Source organism: Prevotella sp. LCP21S3_D2 (genome assembly GCF_052118345.1).
Classification (GTDB): Bacteria; Bacteroidota; Bacteroidia; order Bacteroidales; family Bacteroidaceae; genus Prevotella.
Genome location: NZ_JBQKHJ010000017.1, coordinates 1 through 22,069 on the forward strand (window position 1 = coordinate 1; position 22,069 = coordinate 22,069).

Here is a 22,069-nt window from a genome sequence, read left to right on the forward strand (position 1 = left end):
GATTTGCAACACTAAGATAAGTGAAAAATCTGACATGGCAAAATCCTGAGCAACTTTTTGTTGCTCAGGAACTTATAAATAAAGTTAAATCAAAGTGTTGCGGAATTAAGGTTGGATACAAATAGTTTGATTATGTCTATCGCCCCTAGAAGTCCGTATCGTAAGGTGTGGAATGCTTTTCTTTGAGGCGATTATAACCTTTGTGTGTCCAATGAAATAATAGAGGAGTATTCAGAGGTTTTATCTCGTAATATATCCCCTCAAGTTTCTGAGGCCATAGTTTATGCTATATTGACTAGACCCAATATAATTCGCAAAGATCCTCATTATACTTTTGCTTTAATTGAGGCAGATAAAGATGACAATAAGTTTGTAGATTGTGCCATTGCTGCAAATGCAAAGTGTATTGTTACAGAAGACAAGCACTTTAAGGTCCTGGAAAATATTCCTTTTCCTAAAGTGGAGGTTATAGGTATAGAGGATTTTAAATGTTATTTGGATAAGTGGATATAGGTTTATGTACAAGTATGCCTTCTACTCTAGAAAGTTGCAGAAGGAACTCGGCTGGAAGCCATCTCTCCAGTTTGAGGAGGGTATCGAAGAAACTGTGAAGTGGTATCTCGAGAACCAGGAATGGATGGATCATGTTACTTCTGGGGAGTATCAGAAGTATTATGAGGGGATGTATTGCAAATAGCATTTTTCGAAAACCTACCCGTCCTTCCTTACCCTTAAGGAAGGCTCCACATCTCTCACCAAGCCTCTCTCTTGCCCGAAGAGAGAGGATGTAACCGCCCTCCGGTGCTCGGAACCGCTACGCTCTAAGGTTGGCGGGGCATCAAAGCCCTTCGCCATCTTGTGCAGGATGGGACCGCCTTATTACAACTTGCTTCTGGTCTTCGCCATCTTGTGCGGGATGGGACCGCCTTATTACAACTTGCTTCTGGTCTTCGCCATATTTTGCGGGATGGGACCGCGTGGGGTGGGAAGTTTATAATTTACAATTTATAATTAATAGTTTACTGTTTAGAGCTAATAGTTTATAGTTTACAGCTTATATCTAGAGAATTTGATGATAAGTTGCAGATTTCTTTTGATTTTCTTGGTGGTTTCGGGAAAAAAGCGTAATTTTGGCGGCTGAATGTTGAACTAGAATACATTAGGAGGAAGAATATATGGATACAACAAAGTTAACAAGGGAAGAGGCTCTACGCCGTTGGAATGCTTCTAAGGAAAACAAACGTAAAATGGTGGAGAAACTGGAGAACTTGGTTCGCAAAAGCTGTCTGGAACGTACTGGTAAAGAACCTATAGGGGTAGAAGTATGGTAGTAGAAAAAATGTCTCTGGCTGTGATTAATGCCAATTCGCCCTATGAGGTAAAAGTGGCTCTAGCTGATGATACATTGTGTTTCATCACAGATTATGATGCTGAAATTTTCGTAACTTTTGAAAGGGATGATATACTTCATAATGGGCTAGTTTATCAATTTGGTATCTCTAATCCGAAGGGAGTGAAGTCTCCTCGTGATCCTAAGGTGCGAGAGACTATTCTTGCCATAGTGGAGGAATTCTTTGCAAAGAACAATGCGGCATTTCTTTATATCTGTGATACAAGTGGTGGCATGCAGAAGATGCGTAATCGCTTATTCAAATACTGGTTTGGCATCTACGGGGAAAGAAAGGAGTATGTTTTCCTGCCGCAAACGATTACAGACGAGGAGGGTAATGATAACTATGCAGCACTAATCATTCGTAAGGATAATCCTCAATTCGCTGATTTGGTAAGCGAGTTCATGGCTACCGTGAATTTACTAAATACTAAGCCGGAAGATTTTGAAGAATAGATTTATATAATAGTGCCGTAAGTATTCTTCTTTGTTGATAAAGCGAGCTGCACTCGGCAATTTGAAAACGAGTTTTCATTGCACTCATTGGCATCGCTTTTTCCCATTAAAGAAGGCTCCACCTCTCATCTCGGTCTTCTTCAATGGTCTTTACACCCCCTTCGGTTCCCCTTTTAGGGGACAGAAACCTTCCTTACCTTTTTTCGAAAACCTACCCGTCCTTCCTTACCATTAAAGAAGGTTTTTTCGAATCCCTCCGTCTCCCTTTAGCCAAAAGGAGGTTTTTCTAAAACTTTACCATTAAAGAAGGCTCCACCTTTCTCACCAAGCCTCTCTTCAATAGTCTTTACGCCCCCTTCGGTTCCCCCAGTTCTGGGGGACAGAAACCCTCAGGAAGCGGGGATGTAACCGCCCTACAGTGCTGAATTTTCTACCTCTCCGTCTCTCCTGCAAGGAGAGCTCCACTTTCTCCCCAAGCCCCTCTCAATGGTCTTTACACCCCCTTCGGTTCCCCCGTTCCCGGGGGACAGAAACCTCAGGAAGCGGGGATGTAACCGCCCTCCGGTGCTCGGAACCGCTACGCTCTAAGGTTGGCGGGGCATCAAAGCCCTTCGCCATCTTGTGCGGGATGGGACCGCATGGGGGGACTTTAAAAGGTAAAAGAAATCTGCGTCATCTGCGAAATCTGCTGAACGATCATGTCAGAGCAAAATGAGAATAGGAGCGACTATTTTTGTGTAATTTGCTGATAACTTGAAGATTTCTTGTGATTTTCTTGGTGGTTTCGAGAAAAAAGCGTATTTTTGCGACTGTAAGTTGAATATTTAATAATTGGAGGATTGGTTATGGTTGTATATGTAGCAAACTCACTTTATGATGCTGTGTTCAAATACTTGATGGAGGATGACCGCATAGCGAAGACCATTCAATTCCGTTTTGCTTTACAAGTTCTATAACTGTGCAGATTTGGTCGTTTGACAACTTGAATTTTGCGCGATGAAGCACTTCATCGTATTCTTTTATAATGTCATCATTATATAAAGGTATAATACGATGAAGGAACAAACTTTCAAGAACTCTTGCTGTTGAAGCATTTGAGTTGTGAGTGATAAGGGCTGATACAAATATGTTCGTATCAATGACTGCATATACCATTGCGTTCTTTTCTTAATCGTCTGACTTCTCTGATTTCTTCATTGATTTCATCAAGCGTGAGCTCTGGGGTTTCACCTCTTTCTGCTTTAGCTCTAAGTTGTTTGAACGCAGCCTTTGCTTTTGCAGTCACTTCATCTTCTTCTTCATTCTTTGCCTGAATGGAGAATGGAATGCTCTTACTGCGAATTACTGCCTTTACAAAGATGTTGATGGCGGTATTCGCACTCATACCGAACTGCTCGCAGAGTTTATCAAACTGTGCTTTCTGCTGGTTGTCCATACGGACTGTCATTGCTGTCTGTGCCATAAGTCCAAAATGTTTAATTAATAATCATTCTGACTGCAAATATACATCATTATGGCGTAAAATGGTGCGGCAGTATTAATAATTTAATAAAGATTAATAGTTGAATGAATGATATAACTGCTTGTTTCGCTTTCCTGAAATATTGCCTTGGAAATAAGGAGAAATATGCATTTCTTCTGGAGACTTAAACACAGGAGATAATCTTTCGGAATCTTCTTTTCTTGAAGCCCTATTTGGACTGGAGTTTGGTCACGCAAATTTCGCAGATGACGCAGATTTTCTTCTTTGCTGTTTATTAGTCTCACAGATTACACGGATTTACACAGATTCCTTTTGATTTTCTTGGTGGTTTCGAAGAAAAAGCGTAATTGTTGCGCTAACAAAACGGATTGGATGCGGATATACACTTTAATTGCCTAATATCTGGAAAACACAAAAGGATTAGATTTTAAATTTTAATTATATACTTTAAGATAGGCAGGGCTTTTGATGAAGCTCTGCCTATCTTTTTGACTTTTCTTTTTTTTAAAAAAAGATACCATATTACTTTTTAACATACTGATAGGTGTCACTGCTTGGAATATAGCAGGGACGCTATATTTATTATATGCTTTTATATGAAGAATATCAAACTCTTTGATTACCAAGAGGATATGAGGGTACGGATTGAGAAGGCGTTGCGCCTTCATCGGTCCGTTATGGCACAAATGCCAACGGGTACGGGTAAAACGGTTCTACTCGCTTCGGTCGTAGAATCGTTTTTGAGGGAACATTCCGATTGTAATGTTTGGATTGTTGCCCATAGAAGGGAGTTGGTGTCGCAGATAAAAGACACTTTGAATAAGTTTCTTTTGAATTTCAGTTTTTCGAATCACCCCGTCCCTCTTTCCAAAGAGGGCTCCACCTCCACCCCAAGCCCCTCCTCCTCAGAAGGAGGGGATGTAACCGCCCTCCGGTGCTCAGAACCGCTTCGCTCTAAGGTTGGCGGACCATCAAAGGTCTCGCCAGATTGTGCGGGATGGGACCGCCTGGGGATGAGTGGAGCATCAAAGATCTCGCCAGATTGTTTGTCGGCAAGCGCATTAAAGGAGGTATCAGGTTATTCGCCAGATTGTTTGTCGGCTGGCGCATTCAATGTTCCTATCAAGGCGGTGTCGATACAATGGTTGGCTAAACACTATGACGAGATAGAGGAAGAACCGGGGATGATTGTGATTGACGAGGCGCACCATGCGCTCGCCAAGACCTATAAGGAAATGTGGGAGAGATTCCCGAAGGCTAAGTTCCTGGGACTGACGGCTACTCCTTGCCGATTGAACGGTAAGGGTTTTACTGATCTGTTTGATGTGTTGGTGCAGTCGTGGAGTGTTCCTGAATTTATCAGCAAGGGAAGATTGGCAACATACGATTTCGTGAGTATCAAATCGGATGGTGTAACGCAACGGCTCATCGACTCCTTGCAGAAGCGAGGGGCAGATGGTGACTACCAGAACAAGGAAATGGATATGCTGCTGAATAAGAAGCCGAGTATCGAAAGGCTCTATCGGAGCTTGGAAGAATTTGGTAAAGACAGAAAGGGCATCGTCTATGCTATCAATATCAGTCATGCTAATGCTATTGCCGAGTTCTACAGAGAACACGGCATAGCGGCTGTTGCCATTGATAGTAAAACGCCAAGTTCTTTACGAAAAGAACTTATTGAAAGATTTAAATCTTCTTCCTTATCTTTTTCGAAAACCCACCCTCAATGGTCTTTACACTCCCTTCGGTTCCCCCGTTCGGGGACAGAAACCCTCTTTACCCTTAAAAAAGGAGATTTTTCGAATCACCCCGTCCCTCTTTCCAAAGAGGGCTCCACTTTCTCCCCAAGCCCCTCTTCCTCAGGAAGCGGGGATGTAACCGCTCCTCCTCGTCGCTCGGAACCGCTACGCTCTAAGGATGGCAGACCATCAAAGGTCTCGCCAGATTTTTTGTCGACTGGCGCATCAAAGGAGGTGTCAAAGGTCTCGCCAGATTTTTTGTCGGCTGGCGCATCAAATGAGGTGTCAATGGTCTCGCCAGATTTTTTGTCGGCTAGCGCATCAAAGGAGGTATCAGGTTATTCGCCTGATTGTTTGTGCGGTGTAAACCGCCTTGCTGATGAACTTGCTCCTATACAAGTATTGGTGAATGTGGATATATTCTCGGAGGGATTTGACTGCCCGGATGTGGAGTTTGTACAGTTGGCTCGACCTACCTTGTCGCTTGCCAAGTATCTGCAGATGGTGGGACGTGGACTGCGAGTGGCTAAGGGGAAGAAGAACTGCGTAATTATTGATAACGTGGGACTGTATCGGGTGTTCGGGTTGCCTTCGCAAGTATGGAACTGGAATGCTATGTTCGAGGGAAAACTGAAAGTTGGCAAGAAAAAGGAGACTTCGAAGGAAAGAGATTTCTTCTTGATGTACGGAAAGCAAGAAACTATGCCTATTGGTCAAGACTCGGAAATGATGATGGTGATGAGCCATGAGGAACTGATGCAGTCATTGCTGTATCGGGAGTTTGTGGATTGCAATGATGATTTTGCCATCGTCAAGTTGAATGATGGAAAGATGACGGTGGTAAACCGACAAGGCGAACAGGTGATAGAACCAGGCAACTATTATGAAATGAAGTTCTTACGAGGTAATATCTTATCCTATCGACCTCGCAGAAAGACTGTATGTTACTACGACCTCTTGGCGAGAGTTGTCATTGACGAGGACATTCATGAGAAAGATGCTCCCGAGGTAATCACCATCAATAAATGGGAGTTCGTCGAATATAATGGTCTCTTCAGGTCTCGTACCTACGAGCACTTTGCTTTACCTTTTCGCCCTTCCCAATATGACCTTTGGAATTATGGATATTATATGATCTACAACTTTCAATGCTCTACAGACAGTGGTTGTCAGGAATGGATATATAAAGAGGAGGATGGCGGCTCTATGCGCATGTATAAAGAAAACAGTGAAAAGGTTTGTTTTTTACGTGGCGACCATACTCATGTATATTGGCTGTGCGCCGACCTGTACGACAGTGGCATAGTGGTCATGGACAGTCATGAGGATTACTACTTCGTTGACTCCAGCTTGAAAAAGACCTATATAGGTTGCAATCAACCCAAAACAGAAAGCGAGAATTTGATGGTTGCGATGCCACGGCTTGGCAAACTGGTCTATGAGCGAGAAATGAAGCGCAGGAAAAAGCAAGAGGAACAGGAACTGTTACTGTTGCACGAGAAGTCGGAGGCAGGCAGCGTGGAATTGTATCAAGCTGGAAAGAAGTGGGGATTGAAGATGGATGGTAAGGTTGTAGTACCTCCTCTCTACCACAGCATTTCTCAACCTGTTGGTGCCTATTGTGCCTTTGAGCAGATGCCAAGGCACTGGGGTATCATGAACTTGAAAGGCAAGGTGATTGTTGATGCTAAATATGAAAAGGTGGAGGTTCTTGCCAATGGTAAAGCTGTTGTTACTACTATTACGGGGAAAACACAGACTGTCAATCTTAGATAAAGGTAGGTGTTTCCCTTGACGTCACATGCCGGTTGTTGCAACCTATCTGACCGTTTTTTCTGTAATTCTGTCAGTCTGTGGGCGTGCCAAAGTGTCAGTATTGATACTTTGGCACGTTTTTCGTATGGCCATGTGTCGATTGGTGGTGAGCCCCAATAGGCTTGCTGAAGATCTGAAATATAAACAAGAAGTAATAACAATTTAAAAATATAGAATCATGAACATTAAACCATTAGCAGACAGAGTGCTGGTACTTCCTGCACCAGCTGAAGAAAAAGTAGGTGGAATCATTATCCCTGATACAGCAAAGGAAAAGCCACAGCGTGGTAAGGTCGTTGCTACAGGTAAGGGTACTAAGGATGAAGAAATGATTCTCAAGGAAGGTGATACCGTTCTCTACGGTAAGTATGCTGGTACTGAATTGGAATTTGATGGTACCAAGTATATGATGATGCGTCAGAGCGACGTACTCGCAGTAGTAGAGGAGTAGTTTTAAAGGTAAAAAGGTAAAAAAGTAAAAAGGTAAAAAGCTTTTTTGCTGATAAAGGTAAAAAAGTAAAAAGGTAAAGAGCTTTTTTGCTGATAAAGGTAAAAAAGTAAAAAGGTAAAAAATACTTTTTGCGATATTTAAACATTATTAGAAAGAATATATTATGGCTAAGGATATTAAATATAATATGGATGCCCGCGACCTCTTGAAGAAGGGCGTCGATCAGTTGGCAAATGCAGTAAAGGTAACTCTCGGTCCTAAGGGACGCAACGTGGTAATCGAAAAGAAGTTTGGTGCTCCTCAGATTACTAAGGATGGTGTTACCGTGGCTAAGGAAGTAGAGTTGGAGAATAAGTTCGAGAATACTGGTGCTCAGCTCGTAAAGAGCGTTGCCAGCAAGACTGGTGATGATGCCGGTGACGGTACAACAACTGCTACTATCCTGACTCAGGCTATCGTAAATGAGGGCTTGAAGAACGTTACTGCCGGTGCTAACCCTATGGACTTGAAGCGTGGTATCGACAAGGCTGTAGCTGCTGTCGTTGCCTTCATCAAGGATCATGCTGAGCAGGTTGATGACAACTACGACAAGATTGAGCAGGTGGCTACTGTTTCTGCCAACAACGATGCTGAGATTGGTAAGCTCCTGGCTGACGCTATGCGCAAGGTTTCCAAGGATGGTGTCATCACTATCGAGGAGAGCAAGAGCCGTGATACCAACATCGGTGTAGTTGAGGGTATGCAGTTCGACCGTGGTTACTTGAGCGGTTATTTCATGACAGACGCTGACAAGATGGAGTGTGTAATGGATAACCCATACATCCTTCTTTACGATAAGAAGATTTCTAACCTGAAGGAGTTCTTGCCAATCCTCCAGCCTGCTGCTGAGAGCGGTCGTCCTTTGTTGGTTATCGCTGAGGATGTTGATTCTGAGGCTTTGACTACATTGGTAGTTAACCGTTTGCGTGGCGGTTTGAAGATTTGTGCTGTAAAGGCTCCTGGCTTCGGTGACCGTCGCAAGGCTATGTTGGAGGATATCGCTGTATTGACTGGCGGTGTTGTTATCTCTGAGGAGAAGGGCTTGAAGTTGGAGCAGGCTACTTTGGATATGCTGGGTTCTGCTGACAAGGTTACTGTCAACAAGGACAATACAACTATCGTCAACGGTCATGGCGAGAAGGCTAACATCCAGGATCGTGTAGCTCAGATCAAGAACGAGATTGAGAACACCAAGTCTTCATACGACAAGGAGAAACTTCAGGAGCGTTTGGCTAAGCTCGCCGGTGGTGTAGCTGTTCTCTACGTTGGTGCTAACTCTGAGGTAGAGATGAAGGAGAAGAAGGATCGTGTTGACGATGCTCTCTGCGCTACCCGTGCTGCTATCGAGGAAGGTATCGTAGCTGGTGGTGGTACTACTTATATCCGTGCTCTCGAGGCATTGAAGGATATGAAGGGTGACAACGCTGACGAGACAACTGGTATCCGCATCGTAGAGCGTGCTATCGAAGAGCCTTTGCGCCAGATTGTAGCCAATGCAGGTGGCGAGGGTTCTGTAGTAGTAAATAAGGTTCGCGAGGGCGAGGGTGACTTCGGTTACAATGCCCGCAATGACGTTTACGAGGATATGCGCAAGGCTGGTATCGTAGATCCTGCCAAGGTTGAGCGTGTAGCTTTGGAGAATGCTGCTTCCATTGCTGGTCTGTTCCTGACTACAGAGTGCGTATTGGTAGACAAACCAGAACCAGCTCCAGCAGCTCCGGCAGCAGCTCCAGGTATGGGCGGCATGATGTAAAAACCGAATAGTTCGCGCAAAGAACGCATACTGTAAGGGTGCGGTTTTGCAAAGTAAAAATAACAAATAGGGGTGATTCTCAATGAATTACCCCTGTTTTTGTATTTATTAAGTTTTAAAGATGCAAAAAATCGCAAAATTATTTGGAGTGAATTGACTTTTTTTGTAATTTTGCAAGCGAATAAAGATAGTTCTTCTCACTGCGAGGAGATTATCTTTCAAAGTTTGATTGTAATTGTATGAGGACCGTGAGGTCTGTGTACAATGAAAATATTTTTTTGATTTGTTTTAGTAGATTAGTTTTTAAGTAGTTTGTTTTTGAAAATCGGTTGTCGTGAGACATCCGATTTTTTTTTGTTATTTATTTTGTGTTCTCGAATTTATTGTGTAATTTTGCAGCATGAAGAATATTGATTGGAAAAAAGCATTGGTCTTCCTGATTGTTATCGGTGGACTGATTTATATAACAAAGGCTGAGTTGGGAATGACAACTACTAATTCATTCCTTACTACGCTTGGTATTTTATTGCTTCTCTTTATCGGTGATAACTTCGCTCAGAAGATAGACGATAATAGAAAGCGTCGTAAACTGAATGATGATGGAAAAGCTAATTAATCTTTATAGGCAATGGGCTGGCGAAGAACCTGCGGAGGTCATCAAGTTGGCAGGGCAGGGAAGTAACCGTCAGTATTTCCGTATCATCAAGCAAGATGGAGATACGGTGATTGGTGTCGTGGGCACCAGTCGTGATGAAGATCATGCCTTCATTTATCTTGCCAATCATTTCAACCTCCGACAGTTGCCTGTACCAAAAATCTTGGCAGTGAGCGAGGATCAGCTTTGCTATATACAGACTGACCTGGGGGGAACTTCGCTTTTCGATGCTATCAAGGGTGGTCGTGAGGCTGGAGGAAGATATAATCAGAAGGAGAAGGAACTTCTGAAGAAGACTATCCGTGAGTTGCCTAACATTCAGTTGCGTGGTGCTCGCGGGCTGGACTGGTCCAATTGCTATCCTCAGCCGGAATTTGATGTGGATAGCGTTCTTTTTGACCTCAACTATTTCAAGTATTGTTTCCTGAAACCTACCGATCTGGATTTTCATGAGCTGAAACTTGAAGCCAATTTCCGGTTGTTTGCAAAGGATCTTACTTCCGAAAAGATGGATTGTTTCCTCTATCGTGATTTCCAGGCACGCAACATTATGCTGGACGAAAATGGCAATCCGTATTTTATCGATTTCCAAGGTGGCAGAAAGGGACCGTTCTATTATGATCTGGCTTCCTTCCTCTGGCAGGCTTCTGCCAAATATTCCTTCAAGCTCCGCCGGGAGTTGGTTTGGGAGTATTATCAGTCGCTCAAGAATTATACGGAGGTTCCTTCGGTCCGCCATTTCGTGAATCGTCTGAGTCTCTTTGTGCTCTTCCGCACCTTACAGGTGTTGGGAGCTTACGGTTTCCGTGGCTATTTCGAGCGCAAGAAGCATTTTCTTGAGAGTATTCCACCTGCCATCCAGAATCTTCGTGATCTCCTTAAGATGGGCGAGAAGGTGTTCCCTTATCCCTATATGATGGATATGCTTCGCAGACTTACCGAACTGCCGCAGTTCAAGCGCATCGAGAGTGCTGCCGTAACACGTGCAGATGGATATAAGACTACAGATAATAATATTTATCGGGCTCATCCACAGGATGGACCGGCAACATTCTCCAAGTATGACGGAAAGGGACCTTTGGTTGTGAGAGTCTACAGTTTCTCCTTTAAAAAGGGTATTCCTGAAGATCCGTCTGGCAATGGTGGCGGTTATGTCTTTGACTGTAGAAGCTCTCATAACCCAGGCCGTTATGAACCTTACAAGAAGTTGACGGGTCTGGACGAACCGGTCATCCGATTCCTGGAGGATGATGGTGAGATTCTCCAGTTCCTGGAGCATGTCTATGCACTTGCCGATCATCACGTGAACCGTTATATCCAGCGTGGTTTCACCTCTCTGATGTTCTGTTTCGGTTGTACGGGCGGTCAGCATCGCAGTGTGTATTCCGCTCAGCATCTGGCAGAGCATATCCACGAAAAGTTTGGCGTGGAAGTGCAAATCTGCCATCGTGAGCAACAGATAGAGCAGGTTTTGCCTGCAAAATAAGAATAAGTGGCGTGCAAATTTGGCTATCTCGCAAAAAGTTAGTAAATTTGCACGCACATTAAGATATAGCTATACAGCAATGATGCAAGCAATGATATTCGCAGCAGGTTTGGGCACTCGCCTTAAGCCACTTACCGACCGTATTCCGAAGGCATTGGTAAGTGTCGGTGGAGAACCTTTGCTCAAACGTGTCATCTTTCAGTTGAAGGATGCCGGTTTCACTCGCATTGTAGTGAACGTGCATCATTTCTCCAATCAAATCATCGATTATCTCAGAGAGAATGATAACTTCGGTATGGACATCCGTATCAGTGACGAGAGCGAAAAGCTGCTCGAAACGGGTGGAGGTATCCGGAAGGCATGGCCATTCTTCGATCAGACTGAGCCTATCCTGATTCATAATGTGGACATCCTGAGCAATGTGGATTTGAAGAAATTCTATCAGATGGAGTCGAAGGAACTTTCAGATGATTCTTCGGATTTTATGAAGGAGAAGGCTCCCTTGGCAGCCCGCCTTCTGGTGAGCGAACGCAAGACCAAGCGCTATCTTCTCTTCGATGACAGCATGCGATTGGTTGGCTGGACGAATATAGAGACGGGCGAGGTAAAGAGTCCTTATCCTGATCTCAATCCTAAAGATTATAAGATGTATGCTTTCTCGGGCATCCACATGGTAGCCCCATCACTCTTCCCATTGATGGAGGAGGAACCGGATAAGTTCCCAATCATGGATTTCTATCTGAAGCATTGCGACAAGGTTCGCATTGAGGGATACGTGAAGAACGACCTCAAGCTGATGGATGTGGGAAAGCAGGAGACGCTGAAAGAAGCGGAGGCGTTCCTGAAAGAATTATAAATTATAAATTAGACAATATGCAACAGAAGATTATTATTTTGGATTTCGGTTCACAGACCACACAGCTGATTGGCCGTCGTGTCCGTGAGCTTGATACCTTCTGCGAGATTATGCCTTACAACAAGTTTCCAAAGGATGACCCATCTGTGATTGGTGTCATCTTGAGCGGTAGCCCTTATTCCGTTCATGATCCGGAAGCTTTCAAGGTAGATCTGAGCCAGTTTATTGGCCGCATTCCTGTGCTCGGCATCTGCTACGGTGCTCAGTTCCTCTCTTACGCCCAGGGCGGTAAGGTGGAGGCTGCAGACAGCCGTGAGTATGGTCGTGCCAACTTGGAGCAGTTCGACAAGGAGAATCCTTTGTTCAAGGGATTCATCGAGAACTCTCAGGTTTGGATGAGTCATGGTGATACCATCACTGCGATTCCTGAGGACTATAAGTGCATCGCTTCTACTGCCAATGTGAAGTATGCTGCTTATGCTTCTACCAAGCAGCCTGTTTGGGCTGTACAGTTCCACCCAGAGGTGTTCCACTCTTTGCAGGGTACACAGCTCTTGAAGAACTTCGTGGTAGATATCTGTGGCAGCAAGCAGGACTGGAGTGCTGACTCTTTCGTTGAGACAACAGTTGCTGAGTTGAAGGAACAGTTGGGTGACGACAAGGTTATCCTCGGTCTTTCTGGTGGTGTTGACTCAAGTGTTGCTGCCGTTCTCCTGAACAAGGCTATCGGTAAGAACCTTACCTGTATCTTCGTTGATCACGGTATGCTCAGAAAGAACGAGTTCCGTGATGTAATGGAGGATTACAAGTGCTTGGGTCTGAATGTAATCGGCGTTGATGCATCAGAGAAGTTCTTTGCTGACTTGGCTGGTGTTACAGATCCAGAGGAGAAGCGTAAGATTATCGGCCGTGACTTCGTGGAGGTTTTCAATGCTGAGGCTAAGAAGCAGACTGGTGCCAAGTGGTTGGCTCAGGGTACTATCTATCCTGACCGTATCGAGAGCTTGAACATCACCGGTAAGGTAATCAAGAGCCATCACAACGTAGGTGGTCTTCCTAAGGAGATGAACCTTCAGTTGTGCGAGCCATTGAAGTGGCTGTTTAAGGATGAGGTTCGTCGAGTAGGTCGCTCTATGGGTATGCCTGAGCACCTGATTACCCGTCACCCATTCCCAGGTCCAGGTTTGGCTGTCCGTATCTTGGGTGATATCACCCCAGAGAAGGTACGTATCCTTCAGGATGCTGACGATATCTATATCCGTGGCTTGCGTGAGTATAAGGTGAAGTTGAGTGGTGAGGAAGCTCGCCGCGTCCTGGCTGCCGGTGTTCCTGCTGACATGCAGAATGGCGAGATTGAGGTTTCTCTCTACGATCAGATCTGGCAGGCTGGTACCGTATTGCTTTCTACTGTCCGTTCAGTAGGTGTGATGGGTGATGAGCGTACATACGAGCATCCTGTTGCCTTGCGTGCCGTAACCAGTACTGATGCGATGACTGCTGACTGGGCACATCTTCCTTATGATTTCATGGCTAAGGTAAGTAATGAGATTATTAATAAGGTGAAGGGTGTAAACCGTGTATGTTATGACATCTCTTCAAAACCACCTTCGACAATCGAGTGGGAATAGTCGGAATACCGATAAACAGCCACTCAAATAAAGATGAATTAATTTAAACTCAATAAGTTAGGGGATTCGTTGACGTAACAGCTTGATTGTCAACAAATCCCCTTTCTTGTATAAAATCAACAGGCTATAGCATAAACTTTGTTCGCATCAACACCTTCGATGTTCACCCATGCCCCCCACCAGGCGTTCTGGCTGATTTGCAATCCGCCGGAATAGTAAGCCACTTTCAAAAACACTCTTCACTCTTCACCGGAAGGACATAAATATCTGTAACTTAGAAACTTGCACGGGTGAAGAGCTTGCGCCACTCTTCACCCACTCTTCACCCGGAGCCGATTTCGGAAAATCTGTAAAAATCTGTGGGACGTAAAAAAAGTGGTTTCAGCCCCCGGCCGAACAGGGCGAGCTTCCGATTCAATTCCGTGCGCAATCCGAAGGTGAACAGTGGTGAAGAGTGGTGAAGAGTGGAGCGTCACTCTTCACCTCTCGCAACCCCAGTGTTTATCGGGGTTTCAGCCGATTTGGTGAAGAGTGAAGAGTAAAAAGAAGAGTGGTGCTTTTATAAAAAAAACTCCCGACGTATCGTTTGGTGCCTGGCAATGGCAGATTATTGCCCTGGTAAGGGGCAATGTTGTGCCATAGTGAGGCAATAAACGCTACAAGCCGCTTTACGCATCGGCAGTACTATCATGGCGATCTCTCAGTAACGTCTTTGCGCCTTGTAAGTACTATCGCTGTTGCTTGTAAGTACTATCGTTGTTGCATCGTTTTTACGTAAATAGTCTTCGGAGTAACCTTTACTTGTTGCCGGAAGAATTAATGTTATAAGCCGGAGAAGCCTATATCTTCAGCCGCACAACAGCTGTTGTGCGCTTGCATAACAGCTGATATGCGCTCGCCCAACAGCTGTTGTGCAAGTGGAAATCAGCTGGTGGGCGATGAGTTGTTGGATATAAGTTCTGTGTATGTATATGAACGAGCCGTAACGAGCTTCAAGCTGTTAAACCAGTCGAAATTTGCGACCAGATCAATCATCTTACTATAACCTCATTATCTTGTAACCGGTCACAATTTGTGACCGGTTCGCCCTTACCGTTAGTCGTTCCGACGGATTATGGTGCAAAGGTATGAACAAATGAGAAGACTACAATTGTATAAATGCAGAGCCGCTTACTATTCTAGAGAAGGTACGTATTCTCTAGGATGCAGATGATATCTCCCGTGGCTTGCGTGGGAGTATTCGGAATGCCGATAAACTGCCACTCAAATAAAGATGAATTAATTTAAATTCAATAAGTTAGGGGATTCGTTGACGTAAATTACTGATTGTCAACAAATCCCCTTTCTTGTACATTTTTACACTCAACACTTGGCAGTTTCCAATGCGTATGAATCTATTTATTACTTTGATTCTATGCGCTTCGTTTCTTGTTCAAACAGCGTGATCAAGTCCTTTTCAACCTTTGAAAAGGTTGCATCCATATCCATTTCTTCTGCATCATCAAAGTGTTTGGTAACAGACAATCCTTTATAAGGTTCTGTCATTGTAACTTTGAAAGTATCAGAAGAAAGCATTTCACAAATGCCTTCCAAATGAATCTCTTTGCCTGCGATTACAGGATTAATATCGATATCAAAACGGTACATATTGCTTGCTTTTTAGAACAATCCCCACTCGGCAAAACGCTCAAATCCACCAATTTGTTTGATGTATTGGCGAGCAATTTCTACAATCTCAGAATATGGCTTCCCATCAATCTCTGTATCACCAATGGCACAGAATAACTCCACAGGTTTACCTGTTTCTTGTGCTTTAAGGAACGCATAGATATTGACTGAAACGTCTGCTTTGCTTAGGTCCTTGCCCTGCACTCCTCCGCCCGAAACAGACTGAGCCATGTCAGAGCCAAGTTTGCGGTTTGTAGCACCTGCGTCAACGTCTGTTCCACCTGTCCAATCTCCAAGTGGATTAACCACGGCAGTAGGGTAGAGGCTCTTCAATTCCTTTGTCTTAGCATTGCTCTGACATATTATCAGCTTACCATTGCCTAATACATACTTGCCATCGGAAGGATATGCCTTGTATATGTCGTGGGCAATCTTACTAAGTTCTTTTTCCTCATCAGTTAGCGGAACACCCTTAAAGATACCATTATCGCCACAGCGAACTTCGCCGTCTTGGTTGCTTGCAAGTATAGGGTCTTGCTGCACCATTACGAGCTGCACTTTGAGGTTCTTTTGTCCTGTGATACGAAAAACAACAGCCTCAACCTCAGTTTGCGTGAATGCCACACTACTTTCGATGATGAGGTTTGCCACACCATGCCCCAATAATACCTCTACAGCAATTCTTGGGTTTTCTTCTCGCTTGTACGCAAGGTCAACTAATGCACCTGCGATTCTGTCTGCCACCTTATCCGGATGGCTTGGATTTACTTTTTCAATCATTGTTCTTACTTTTAAATGTTATTCTTTTTGTTCATGTAACTTTCTATCGTATCGTAACTAATACCTTCTGAAAGGTATTTGTTGATTAACTCATACTTTTTAGTACTTACCCTAAACTCCAACTCTCTTATTTGCTTGTTCAGTGGCGTCAACGTGCGCTGATAAGAGATGTTATCCATGCGATTGCTTTTCAAATCAGCCTTCAATGCTCGCTTACGCATCTTGAAAGAGTTGATTTGAGCCTCACACTCCTCTCTGAAGGATTGAAAAGTTGAAAAAGCCTCACTAATCTCAGCATCCTTGTACTTCATATAGGTATCTGCATACATAGAGTACCATTTATCGGATTCTTTGGTTAGTCGCTCTACTTTCTTTTTCAATTCATTTATCTCAGACTGCATAAAGCGTTCCTTTATTTCAGATGAATAGTTCCAACCGTCACCATCCTCAGCATGTAAGATTTCAAGCACTTGTTCAAGTGTGTAGGCTTGATAGATATGCTTTGCCTCGTCATATTGAGTATTGATGTTGACGAATGGTTGCCAATGACTTATGAATGAAGACACCTGTATAGGCTCAATCCTGCCGTCTTCAAAAACCTCTGCACAGTGGTTCGTTCCGCTCAATGGACTGCCTGCTAAGTGAAAAACGAGACTGAGATTGCCATCTTTGTCTGTTCGCAAAGCTTTAGGACATTCATTCCACCACTCCAAGTATATGCCCAAGGTTGGTGTATGAAAACCTGATGTTCCTGTATAAGCGAGTACATTTTGAACGGCAACAGGAGCAAGAAACATTCGGCTGTCACGCATGATGCGCTCACTATGTGCCAATAGGTAGAAAGCGTTATCCGTGAAGAGTTTCTTCTGTTGCTCCACGTCTTCTGTTGTTCTTGGTAGAGGCTTACATGGCTTATTGCCAATACTCAGATACGTACCTGTTGCATCCAATTTCATCTTATCGGGTACAAAGTCGTCTTGATGTGATTCTTTTGGAAAGCACTCAAGTACTGCACCATTCATTAGGGTGATGCTGTTTTGTGGCTGTTCTGTGTTATTATGTATCATGTTCCAATATTATTTAATGTATGAATGAAATTCGTTTGCCTAAAATGTGAATATCCTTCGTCTCCAAGAAGTTGTAGTCTATTGGTGGCTCTAAGCCTTGTATAAGACAATCACGGCAAATCATGAGAATCTTTCCTAAGTTATTCTGACCGACAAACGTTCCAATGCCATTGACTTTGCAAGTCTCACTGTTTACCAAACGCTTCAATGCAGTCTTGCTAATCTTTGGATTGCTCGCTTTAGCCTGTCGGACGGTTTCCTTTTTTACCTCAGCTCTTTTTGCTGATAACGCTTGGTTGGTGCATCCCCAAACTTCTTTGGTGTCACCATGTTGTTTGGTCGTGTCCTCTATGATGATAGCGTCATGTGGCAGCTTTAAGAGTAAATTTGCAAAGTCGGCATTACCCATACACTTCTGCCATACAACATAGAGCATCCATTGTATGCGGAAGTCTGCAAAATCTTGACGGATATTAGCTTTGTTTCTCTTTTTGACAAAGCGTTTTGCAGCAAAGCCACTTGTCTGACGCTGCATTTCCTTTTGTACAGACAGATGCTTGTCAGAAGCATCTGAAAACTCGCCACACAAATAAAGCGTCTCTGAGTCTTTCCATGTGATACCTAAAAAAGAGAAAGGATAACCACCTGCCATATTTGAAAAACGGACTTTTATACCGTCTGCTATGTCACTTGCTTTGGCAAATGAGCAACAATGAACCTGTGTAGCATCATACTTCTCTACACGTCCGAGTGAATTTATAAGAGTGTTAAGTTTTGAGCGGTTTGAACCGTATGAATTTGATGATAATTTATTCATAATCAGAATTTTATTAGCGTTTTTTTTGACTAATCGCATGTTTGCCACCGTTATTCTGAACCGGTTGGCACTGAATTAAATCAGTTCGTAATGCTTAAATGGATTACAATGTCATGTATAGACACGACAAAAGAAGCATATAGGCAAAAATGCCGATACACCAATAAGGTTCACCATTAATATGATGAACAGTGCAAATGTTTCTAAACTTGATTTGATTTCTTTCCATAAAGATTTTATTTAAAAGTTTATACTTTTCATGTCGATGCTCCACCGTGGCTGTTCTGCTCGGTTGGCTTCACCTTGTACACAAGGCTACTCTTGACATTTTCGGTTGCAAAGTTAATGTATTTGTAGAAGAAAGACGAAAAAACTGTGCTAAGAATGGTTAATGCGGGACAATTTAGAAAAACATTAAATAGCGTTTTGTGGGTATTGTAAAAAATGAAAAGAGGCTGCCAGAAGCAGCCTCCATTATATATATATTCCTTTTGATGGCTTTTATCAGTAATATTCAATGGCTCTTATAACTTCTCGTCCATCTTTGAATATCCTTTTTGTCCAATTGTTATGAAAATCTCTTTTCTCACTAATGACATCACCGTATGATGGCATGTCATCAATCTCTATACCATTTGTATCGTATTTTATGATAGCCGTTTTGTTGTATGGGTCAACAAGAGAGGATAAAATTCGTTTTTCCTTAATGATACCATTGGGGTAAAAATACAAGGTCATTACAATTTCTTCCCTTCCATATTTGTTTTTTTCAATTAAGTCAACAGTTGTCTTGTCTGCCTTTCTATATTGAAAAGAACTGCCTCCGAGATAGCCACTTGAAGAGATTAGTTTCCCATTATCATAGTGGAAAGTTATATCGCCTACATAAGGGGCTTCATACGAATATTTGGTGAGCATCCCATTCTCGTCATATTCAAACTCGTAGGATTCGTCTCCATGTCCCATACCGTTAGGGTCATCATTCTTATTGTAGCTACTACAACCTATTTTCTTTATTCTCCCATTTAGTCTTTGTCTTTTTAAGTCTGATATTTCATTGTATTTCATTTCAGAATCTGCTTCGCCTTTATCTTGTTGTATGACATTATCCACTCTTATATGTTGATGTTGAAAGAATTTGTCGTTGAAATTGAGTGAAGGTGTGGTATTTGGGGTTAAAGTATTGTTTGCTTCAATGTCATTGGTATAGTTGTTGTTTTCAACATACATATCATCATTACTTTTGTCTTGACTCACATTTTTCACCCCTATTTTTTTTGTACTATCTTTCACCTTTTTGCCTTCTCGGTCAATCTCCCAAACTTTGTCTTTACGATATACTTTGCAAGTGCCATTTTGGAAATTGCCCACTCTATCATATTCCTTTGGCTTTATAATAATGCTACCCAATTTGTCAATGAAGAGATATTTGCCATTCTCGTTGACAACTGCTGCCAATCCCTCTGAATAGTCATGTGCTTGTGGGTAAATGAAAGGCACTGTTTCTTTTCCATCTTCATTGAGAAAACCATACTTATCACCAACTTTTGCCACTAACATATCGTCAGAGTACACACCCAAAGAGTCATATTTTACAGGTATGAAATCTTCGCCATTTGCTTTCAACATACCCACCTTGCCGTTATTGCGTACATACATATTCGATTGGAATGCCATGCTTGGCATCTTCTGCTCTGACAAAGTGCTACCAGCTATTTCTACATTATCATATATGGCTAATTGGATGGTTTTATTGTTTGTGTCAATTATTCCCCATTTTCCATTTGCTTTATAGAAAGCTTTATTTGTTTTGATAGGCGAGAGGTATTCATACATACAAGGGATGATAGTCTCGAATGTAGACCCGCTTATAAGTCCTGTCAATCCGTTACGGACAATGTATATGTAATCTGTAGATGGACAGTCTGTGTATGATAGCTCTATTGAATTGTTTTCAGTCAAGATATATGCTTTATCTATGTCACATGGTTGCAATTCTTTGCCATCATCGTTGTAAATACCAAGCATGCCGTCCTTTTCTACCCATATGATACTGTTGCCGTTACTTGTGTGGCAAGGGTTGCCAACTTTGGAATATTCAAAAGGGATAATGATTTTGTTTTGGCTATTAATCATTCCTTTCTTTCCTTTTAACGTGGCACGGATATAAGAGTCTGAGGAATAGTCTCCCAGACTCTCGTATATGCAAGGTATCAAAGTTGTTACGTTACTTGTCGTATTTAGTCGCACATAACCATATTTTCCACTCTTGCTTGTTCGCCAAATGTTGTTCCCGATATTGGTGAGGTTGTTATATTCACACGACAAAAGTGTGCTATTGGTAGAGTTGACAAGTCCCCATTTTCCCTTCTTCTTGCATTTATACACATTGTCTTCGTATGTGCTACCTTCTTTGATGAGTTCTAATTGCTCATATTCCTTAGGTATGTATACGATACCTCCGTCATTTACTACGCCATACACATGCAACAATACGGGATCTCCATTATATGATAATACAATTTCTTCTTCACTAACTATATATAAGCCATTATGACAGCTTCCTGTGATAGAATATTTCGATAACGGATTCTTTTCGGTCTCCGCCTTTCTTGCGAGGTCGGCAATGGATTGGGCATGGCTGACTATTGGGAGCAATGCCAATATTATGATGTAGAATACTCTTGTCATAGCGAAAAATTTATTTAATAATATGTATCTCCGTTGTTATTGTCAACGAGTCTGTTGTCGTCTCTAATCACAGTTATGGATATGGATGGACGTGCCGTAATCATTCCTTTGTTTGGCGATACTTTGCGGAACACAGGCTTAGATGTCGAAATTTTGTTGTCGTTTGCATACACAGCTTCATCTGTAATTCTGAGGGTAATGCCATTGTGAGAATAGCTGTTGCCGACAACGAAATCCATAACATCCATGTTTGACTTAAAGCCGATTTCTTCCTCTTCTATCTGCTCATTACTATTGTAGTCATTGCTTGATGTAGCTGAGTCTGTTGTACAGATGGTCTCGGTGGTCGAAACTGTAGCAGCGGTATCAGACTTCACAGTGTCAACAGGAATGGAGTCTATTGCTGTACTATCTGAGGGAACTAAATTTGCACTTAGAGATTTTCCTGCTCCAATTAAATAACTACCAAGGGCTATTGCGATTATGCTGAGAATGATAACAACTATAACAAGAACTCGGTTAACTTGTTGCTCGTTATCTTCTGAGATTTCAAATTGTTCTTCTTTATCCTCAACGGTAGAAATATCAATTTCTTTTTCTGAATTTGGAGTATCTTCTTGTTTGTATCCGCAATTTGGACAACATAATGCTTTGTCGCTAATCACATGTCCACAGTTTTTACATTTTATTAAAGCCATATTTCACTATTCTTTTACACGAGTTTTAACAATACCGTACTAGCACCTTCTTCTCCCCAACCAAAACCTACGGTCTTTCCTCTGAAAAACAAAAATGTATATGAGAAATTCCCTTCTTTTTCTTTTAATGCAATGCTGTAAAACCCTTTTTCAGTTTCTAAAACTTTATAAATGTCCCAAGTAAAAAGTTTTTTCCAATTTTTCGGATCGTCATAATTATAAGTCCTTTCTGCATAATATTGAGTCACAGTATTGCCGTTAATAGAAAATTTAAGCCATCTGTCTGTAAATGGATCAACCTCTATGGATTCCCATATTGTTCCATCAAGTTGAGTTTTAATCTCATAACGAGATTTAACTCCATTCCAAATTTTTGTTCGGTTCGTAGGCTTCTTTTCGTTTTTGCTAATAATTGTATGTTTGGGCATTGAATTGTCTTCAACTTTAACAACTTTAGAATCAAGCGATTTGTTCTTATCGTTATTTTTAGTAACGACTATTGTTTCTTTGTCATTAAAGAGTATACGGCATTCTGCACATATAATAATAGTCAGAATGACAGCAGCTAATATGAGAATCTTATTCTTATTGTTCATA

The 22,069-nt window shown here is 42.4% G+C and carries 18 protein-coding genes, 2 pseudogenes and 1 riboswitch; of the genes and pseudogenes, 11 read left to right on the top strand and 9 right to left on the bottom strand.

From position 1 onward, the window contains the following. Positions 1-132 precede the first annotated feature (132 nt). The 4 genes and pseudogenes from ACTQ16_RS11065 (at position 133) to ACTQ16_RS11080 (ending at position 1,846) form a co-directional block, all read left to right on the top strand. Positions 133-513: pseudogene (locus ACTQ16_RS11065) on the top strand (putative toxin-antitoxin system toxin component, PIN family). Between the two features lie 10 nt (positions 514-523). Then, positions 524-697: pseudogene (locus ACTQ16_RS11070) on the top strand (dTDP-glucose 4,6-dehydratase); the annotation flags it as partial. Positions 698-1,175: 478 nt separating this feature from the next. Continuing rightward, entirely contained in the window at positions 1,176-1,331 is a 156-nt protein-coding gene (locus ACTQ16_RS11075) for a protein tyrosine phosphatase (protein WP_117661216.1), read from the top strand. Continuing rightward, complete coding sequence (locus tag ACTQ16_RS11080; protein WP_441937432.1) at positions 1,325-1,846, top strand: DUF6169 family protein; 522 nt, start codon at positions 1,325-1,327, stop codon at positions 1,844-1,846. The genes ACTQ16_RS11075 and ACTQ16_RS11080 overlap by 7 nt, the downstream gene beginning before the upstream one ends. Before the next feature lie 885 nt (positions 1,847-2,731). Here the strand turns inward: ACTQ16_RS11080 and ACTQ16_RS11085 are convergent. Together ACTQ16_RS11085 and ACTQ16_RS11090 are read right to left on the bottom strand one after the other, a co-directional pair. Next, on the bottom strand, positions 2,732-3,001 hold the full coding sequence (locus tag ACTQ16_RS11085; protein ID WP_441937434.1) for a putative toxin-antitoxin system toxin component, PIN family: 270 nt from the start codon (positions 2,999-3,001) through the stop codon (positions 2,732-2,734). After that, entirely contained in the window at positions 2,982-3,308 is a 327-nt protein-coding gene (locus ACTQ16_RS11090) for a type II toxin-antitoxin system RelB/DinJ family antitoxin (protein ID WP_118086191.1), read from the bottom strand. The genes ACTQ16_RS11085 and ACTQ16_RS11090 overlap by 20 nt, the downstream gene beginning before the upstream one ends. Before the next feature lie 617 nt (positions 3,309-3,925). On the opposite strand from ACTQ16_RS11090, the gene ACTQ16_RS11095 reads away from it, so the two are divergent. The 7 genes from ACTQ16_RS11095 (at position 3,926) to guaA (ending at position 13,751) form a co-directional block, all read left to right on the top strand. Further along, positions 3,926-6,844 (top strand): DEAD/DEAH box helicase family protein, encoded by a 2,919-nt coding sequence (locus ACTQ16_RS11095; protein WP_441937436.1) that lies wholly within the window; start codon positions 3,926-3,928, stop codon positions 6,842-6,844. 217 nt (positions 6,845-7,061) lie between these two features. Then, entirely contained in the window at positions 7,062-7,334 is a 273-nt protein-coding gene (locus tag ACTQ16_RS11100) for a co-chaperone GroES (RefSeq protein ID WP_117662833.1), read from the top strand. Positions 7,335-7,497: 163 nt separating this feature from the next. Continuing rightward, complete coding sequence (gene groL, locus ACTQ16_RS11105) at positions 7,498-9,126, top strand: chaperonin GroEL (protein ID WP_441937438.1); 1,629 nt, start codon at positions 7,498-7,500, stop codon at positions 9,124-9,126. A gap of 400 nt (positions 9,127-9,526) precedes the next feature. Continuing rightward, the gene (locus ACTQ16_RS11110) at positions 9,527-9,742 is read left to right on the top strand and encodes a transporter (protein ID WP_153124990.1); all 216 of its coding nucleotides are present in this window, start codon (positions 9,527-9,529) and stop codon (positions 9,740-9,742) included. Further along, on the top strand, positions 9,726-11,267 hold the full coding sequence (locus tag ACTQ16_RS11115) for a RapZ C-terminal domain-containing protein (RefSeq protein ID WP_295347368.1): 1,542 nt from the start codon (positions 9,726-9,728) through the stop codon (positions 11,265-11,267). The genes ACTQ16_RS11110 and ACTQ16_RS11115 overlap by 17 nt, the downstream gene beginning before the upstream one ends. A 79-nt stretch (positions 11,268-11,346) precedes the next feature. Continuing rightward, positions 11,347-12,123 carry a nucleotidyltransferase family protein gene (locus tag ACTQ16_RS11120; protein ID WP_294972283.1) on the top strand — a complete coding sequence of 259 codons (777 nt, stop codon included), beginning with the start codon at positions 11,347-11,349 and terminating at the stop codon, positions 12,121-12,123. 17 nt (positions 12,124-12,140) lie between these two features. Further along, the gene (guaA, locus tag ACTQ16_RS11125; protein ID WP_118310983.1) at positions 12,141-13,751 is read left to right on the top strand and encodes a glutamine-hydrolyzing GMP synthase; all 1,611 of its coding nucleotides are present in this window, start codon (positions 12,141-12,143) and stop codon (positions 13,749-13,751) included. A gap of 1,401 nt (positions 13,752-15,152) precedes the next feature. Here guaA and ACTQ16_RS11130 read toward each other — a convergent pair. The 7 genes from ACTQ16_RS11130 to ACTQ16_RS11160 all read right to left on the bottom strand — a co-directional run bounded on the left by ACTQ16_RS11130 (position 15,153) and on the right by ACTQ16_RS11160 (position 22,068). After that, on the bottom strand, positions 15,153-15,398 hold the full coding sequence (locus tag ACTQ16_RS11130; protein ID WP_427877207.1) for a hypothetical protein: 246 nt from the start codon (positions 15,396-15,398) through the stop codon (positions 15,153-15,155). Positions 15,399-15,410: 12 nt separating this feature from the next. Continuing rightward, positions 15,411-16,199, bottom strand: coding sequence for an S-adenosylmethionine synthetase N-terminal domain-containing protein (locus ACTQ16_RS11135; protein WP_441202857.1), 789 nt, complete (start codon positions 16,197-16,199; stop codon positions 15,411-15,413). Positions 16,200-16,210: 11 nt separating this feature from the next. Then, positions 16,211-17,155, bottom strand: a complete 945-nt coding sequence (locus tag ACTQ16_RS11140) for a hypothetical protein (protein ID WP_441937440.1) — start codon at positions 17,153-17,155, stop codon at positions 16,211-16,213. Between the two features lie 124 nt (positions 17,156-17,279). Continuing rightward, the gene (locus tag ACTQ16_RS11145) at positions 17,280-18,083 is read right to left on the bottom strand and encodes an NADAR family protein (RefSeq protein ID WP_441937442.1); all 804 of its coding nucleotides are present in this window, start codon (positions 18,081-18,083) and stop codon (positions 17,280-17,282) included. Between the two features lie 8 nt (positions 18,084-18,091). After that, positions 18,092-18,182, bottom strand: a riboswitch (SAM-I-IV-variant riboswitch). 405 nt (positions 18,183-18,587) lie between these two features. Continuing rightward, a complete protein-coding gene (locus ACTQ16_RS11150) occupies positions 18,588-20,774 on the bottom strand; it encodes a WG repeat-containing protein (RefSeq protein ID WP_441937444.1) in 2,187 nt (728 codons plus the stop codon). Positions 20,775-20,788: 14 nt separating this feature from the next. Then, positions 20,789-21,472 (bottom strand): zinc ribbon domain-containing protein, encoded by a 684-nt coding sequence (locus ACTQ16_RS11155; protein ID WP_441937446.1) that lies wholly within the window; start codon positions 21,470-21,472, stop codon positions 20,789-20,791. 14 nt (positions 21,473-21,486) lie between these two features. Beyond that, on the bottom strand, positions 21,487-22,068 hold the full coding sequence (locus ACTQ16_RS11160; protein WP_441937448.1) for a hypothetical protein: 582 nt from the start codon (positions 22,066-22,068) through the stop codon (positions 21,487-21,489). Position 22,069: the final 1 nt, after the last annotated feature.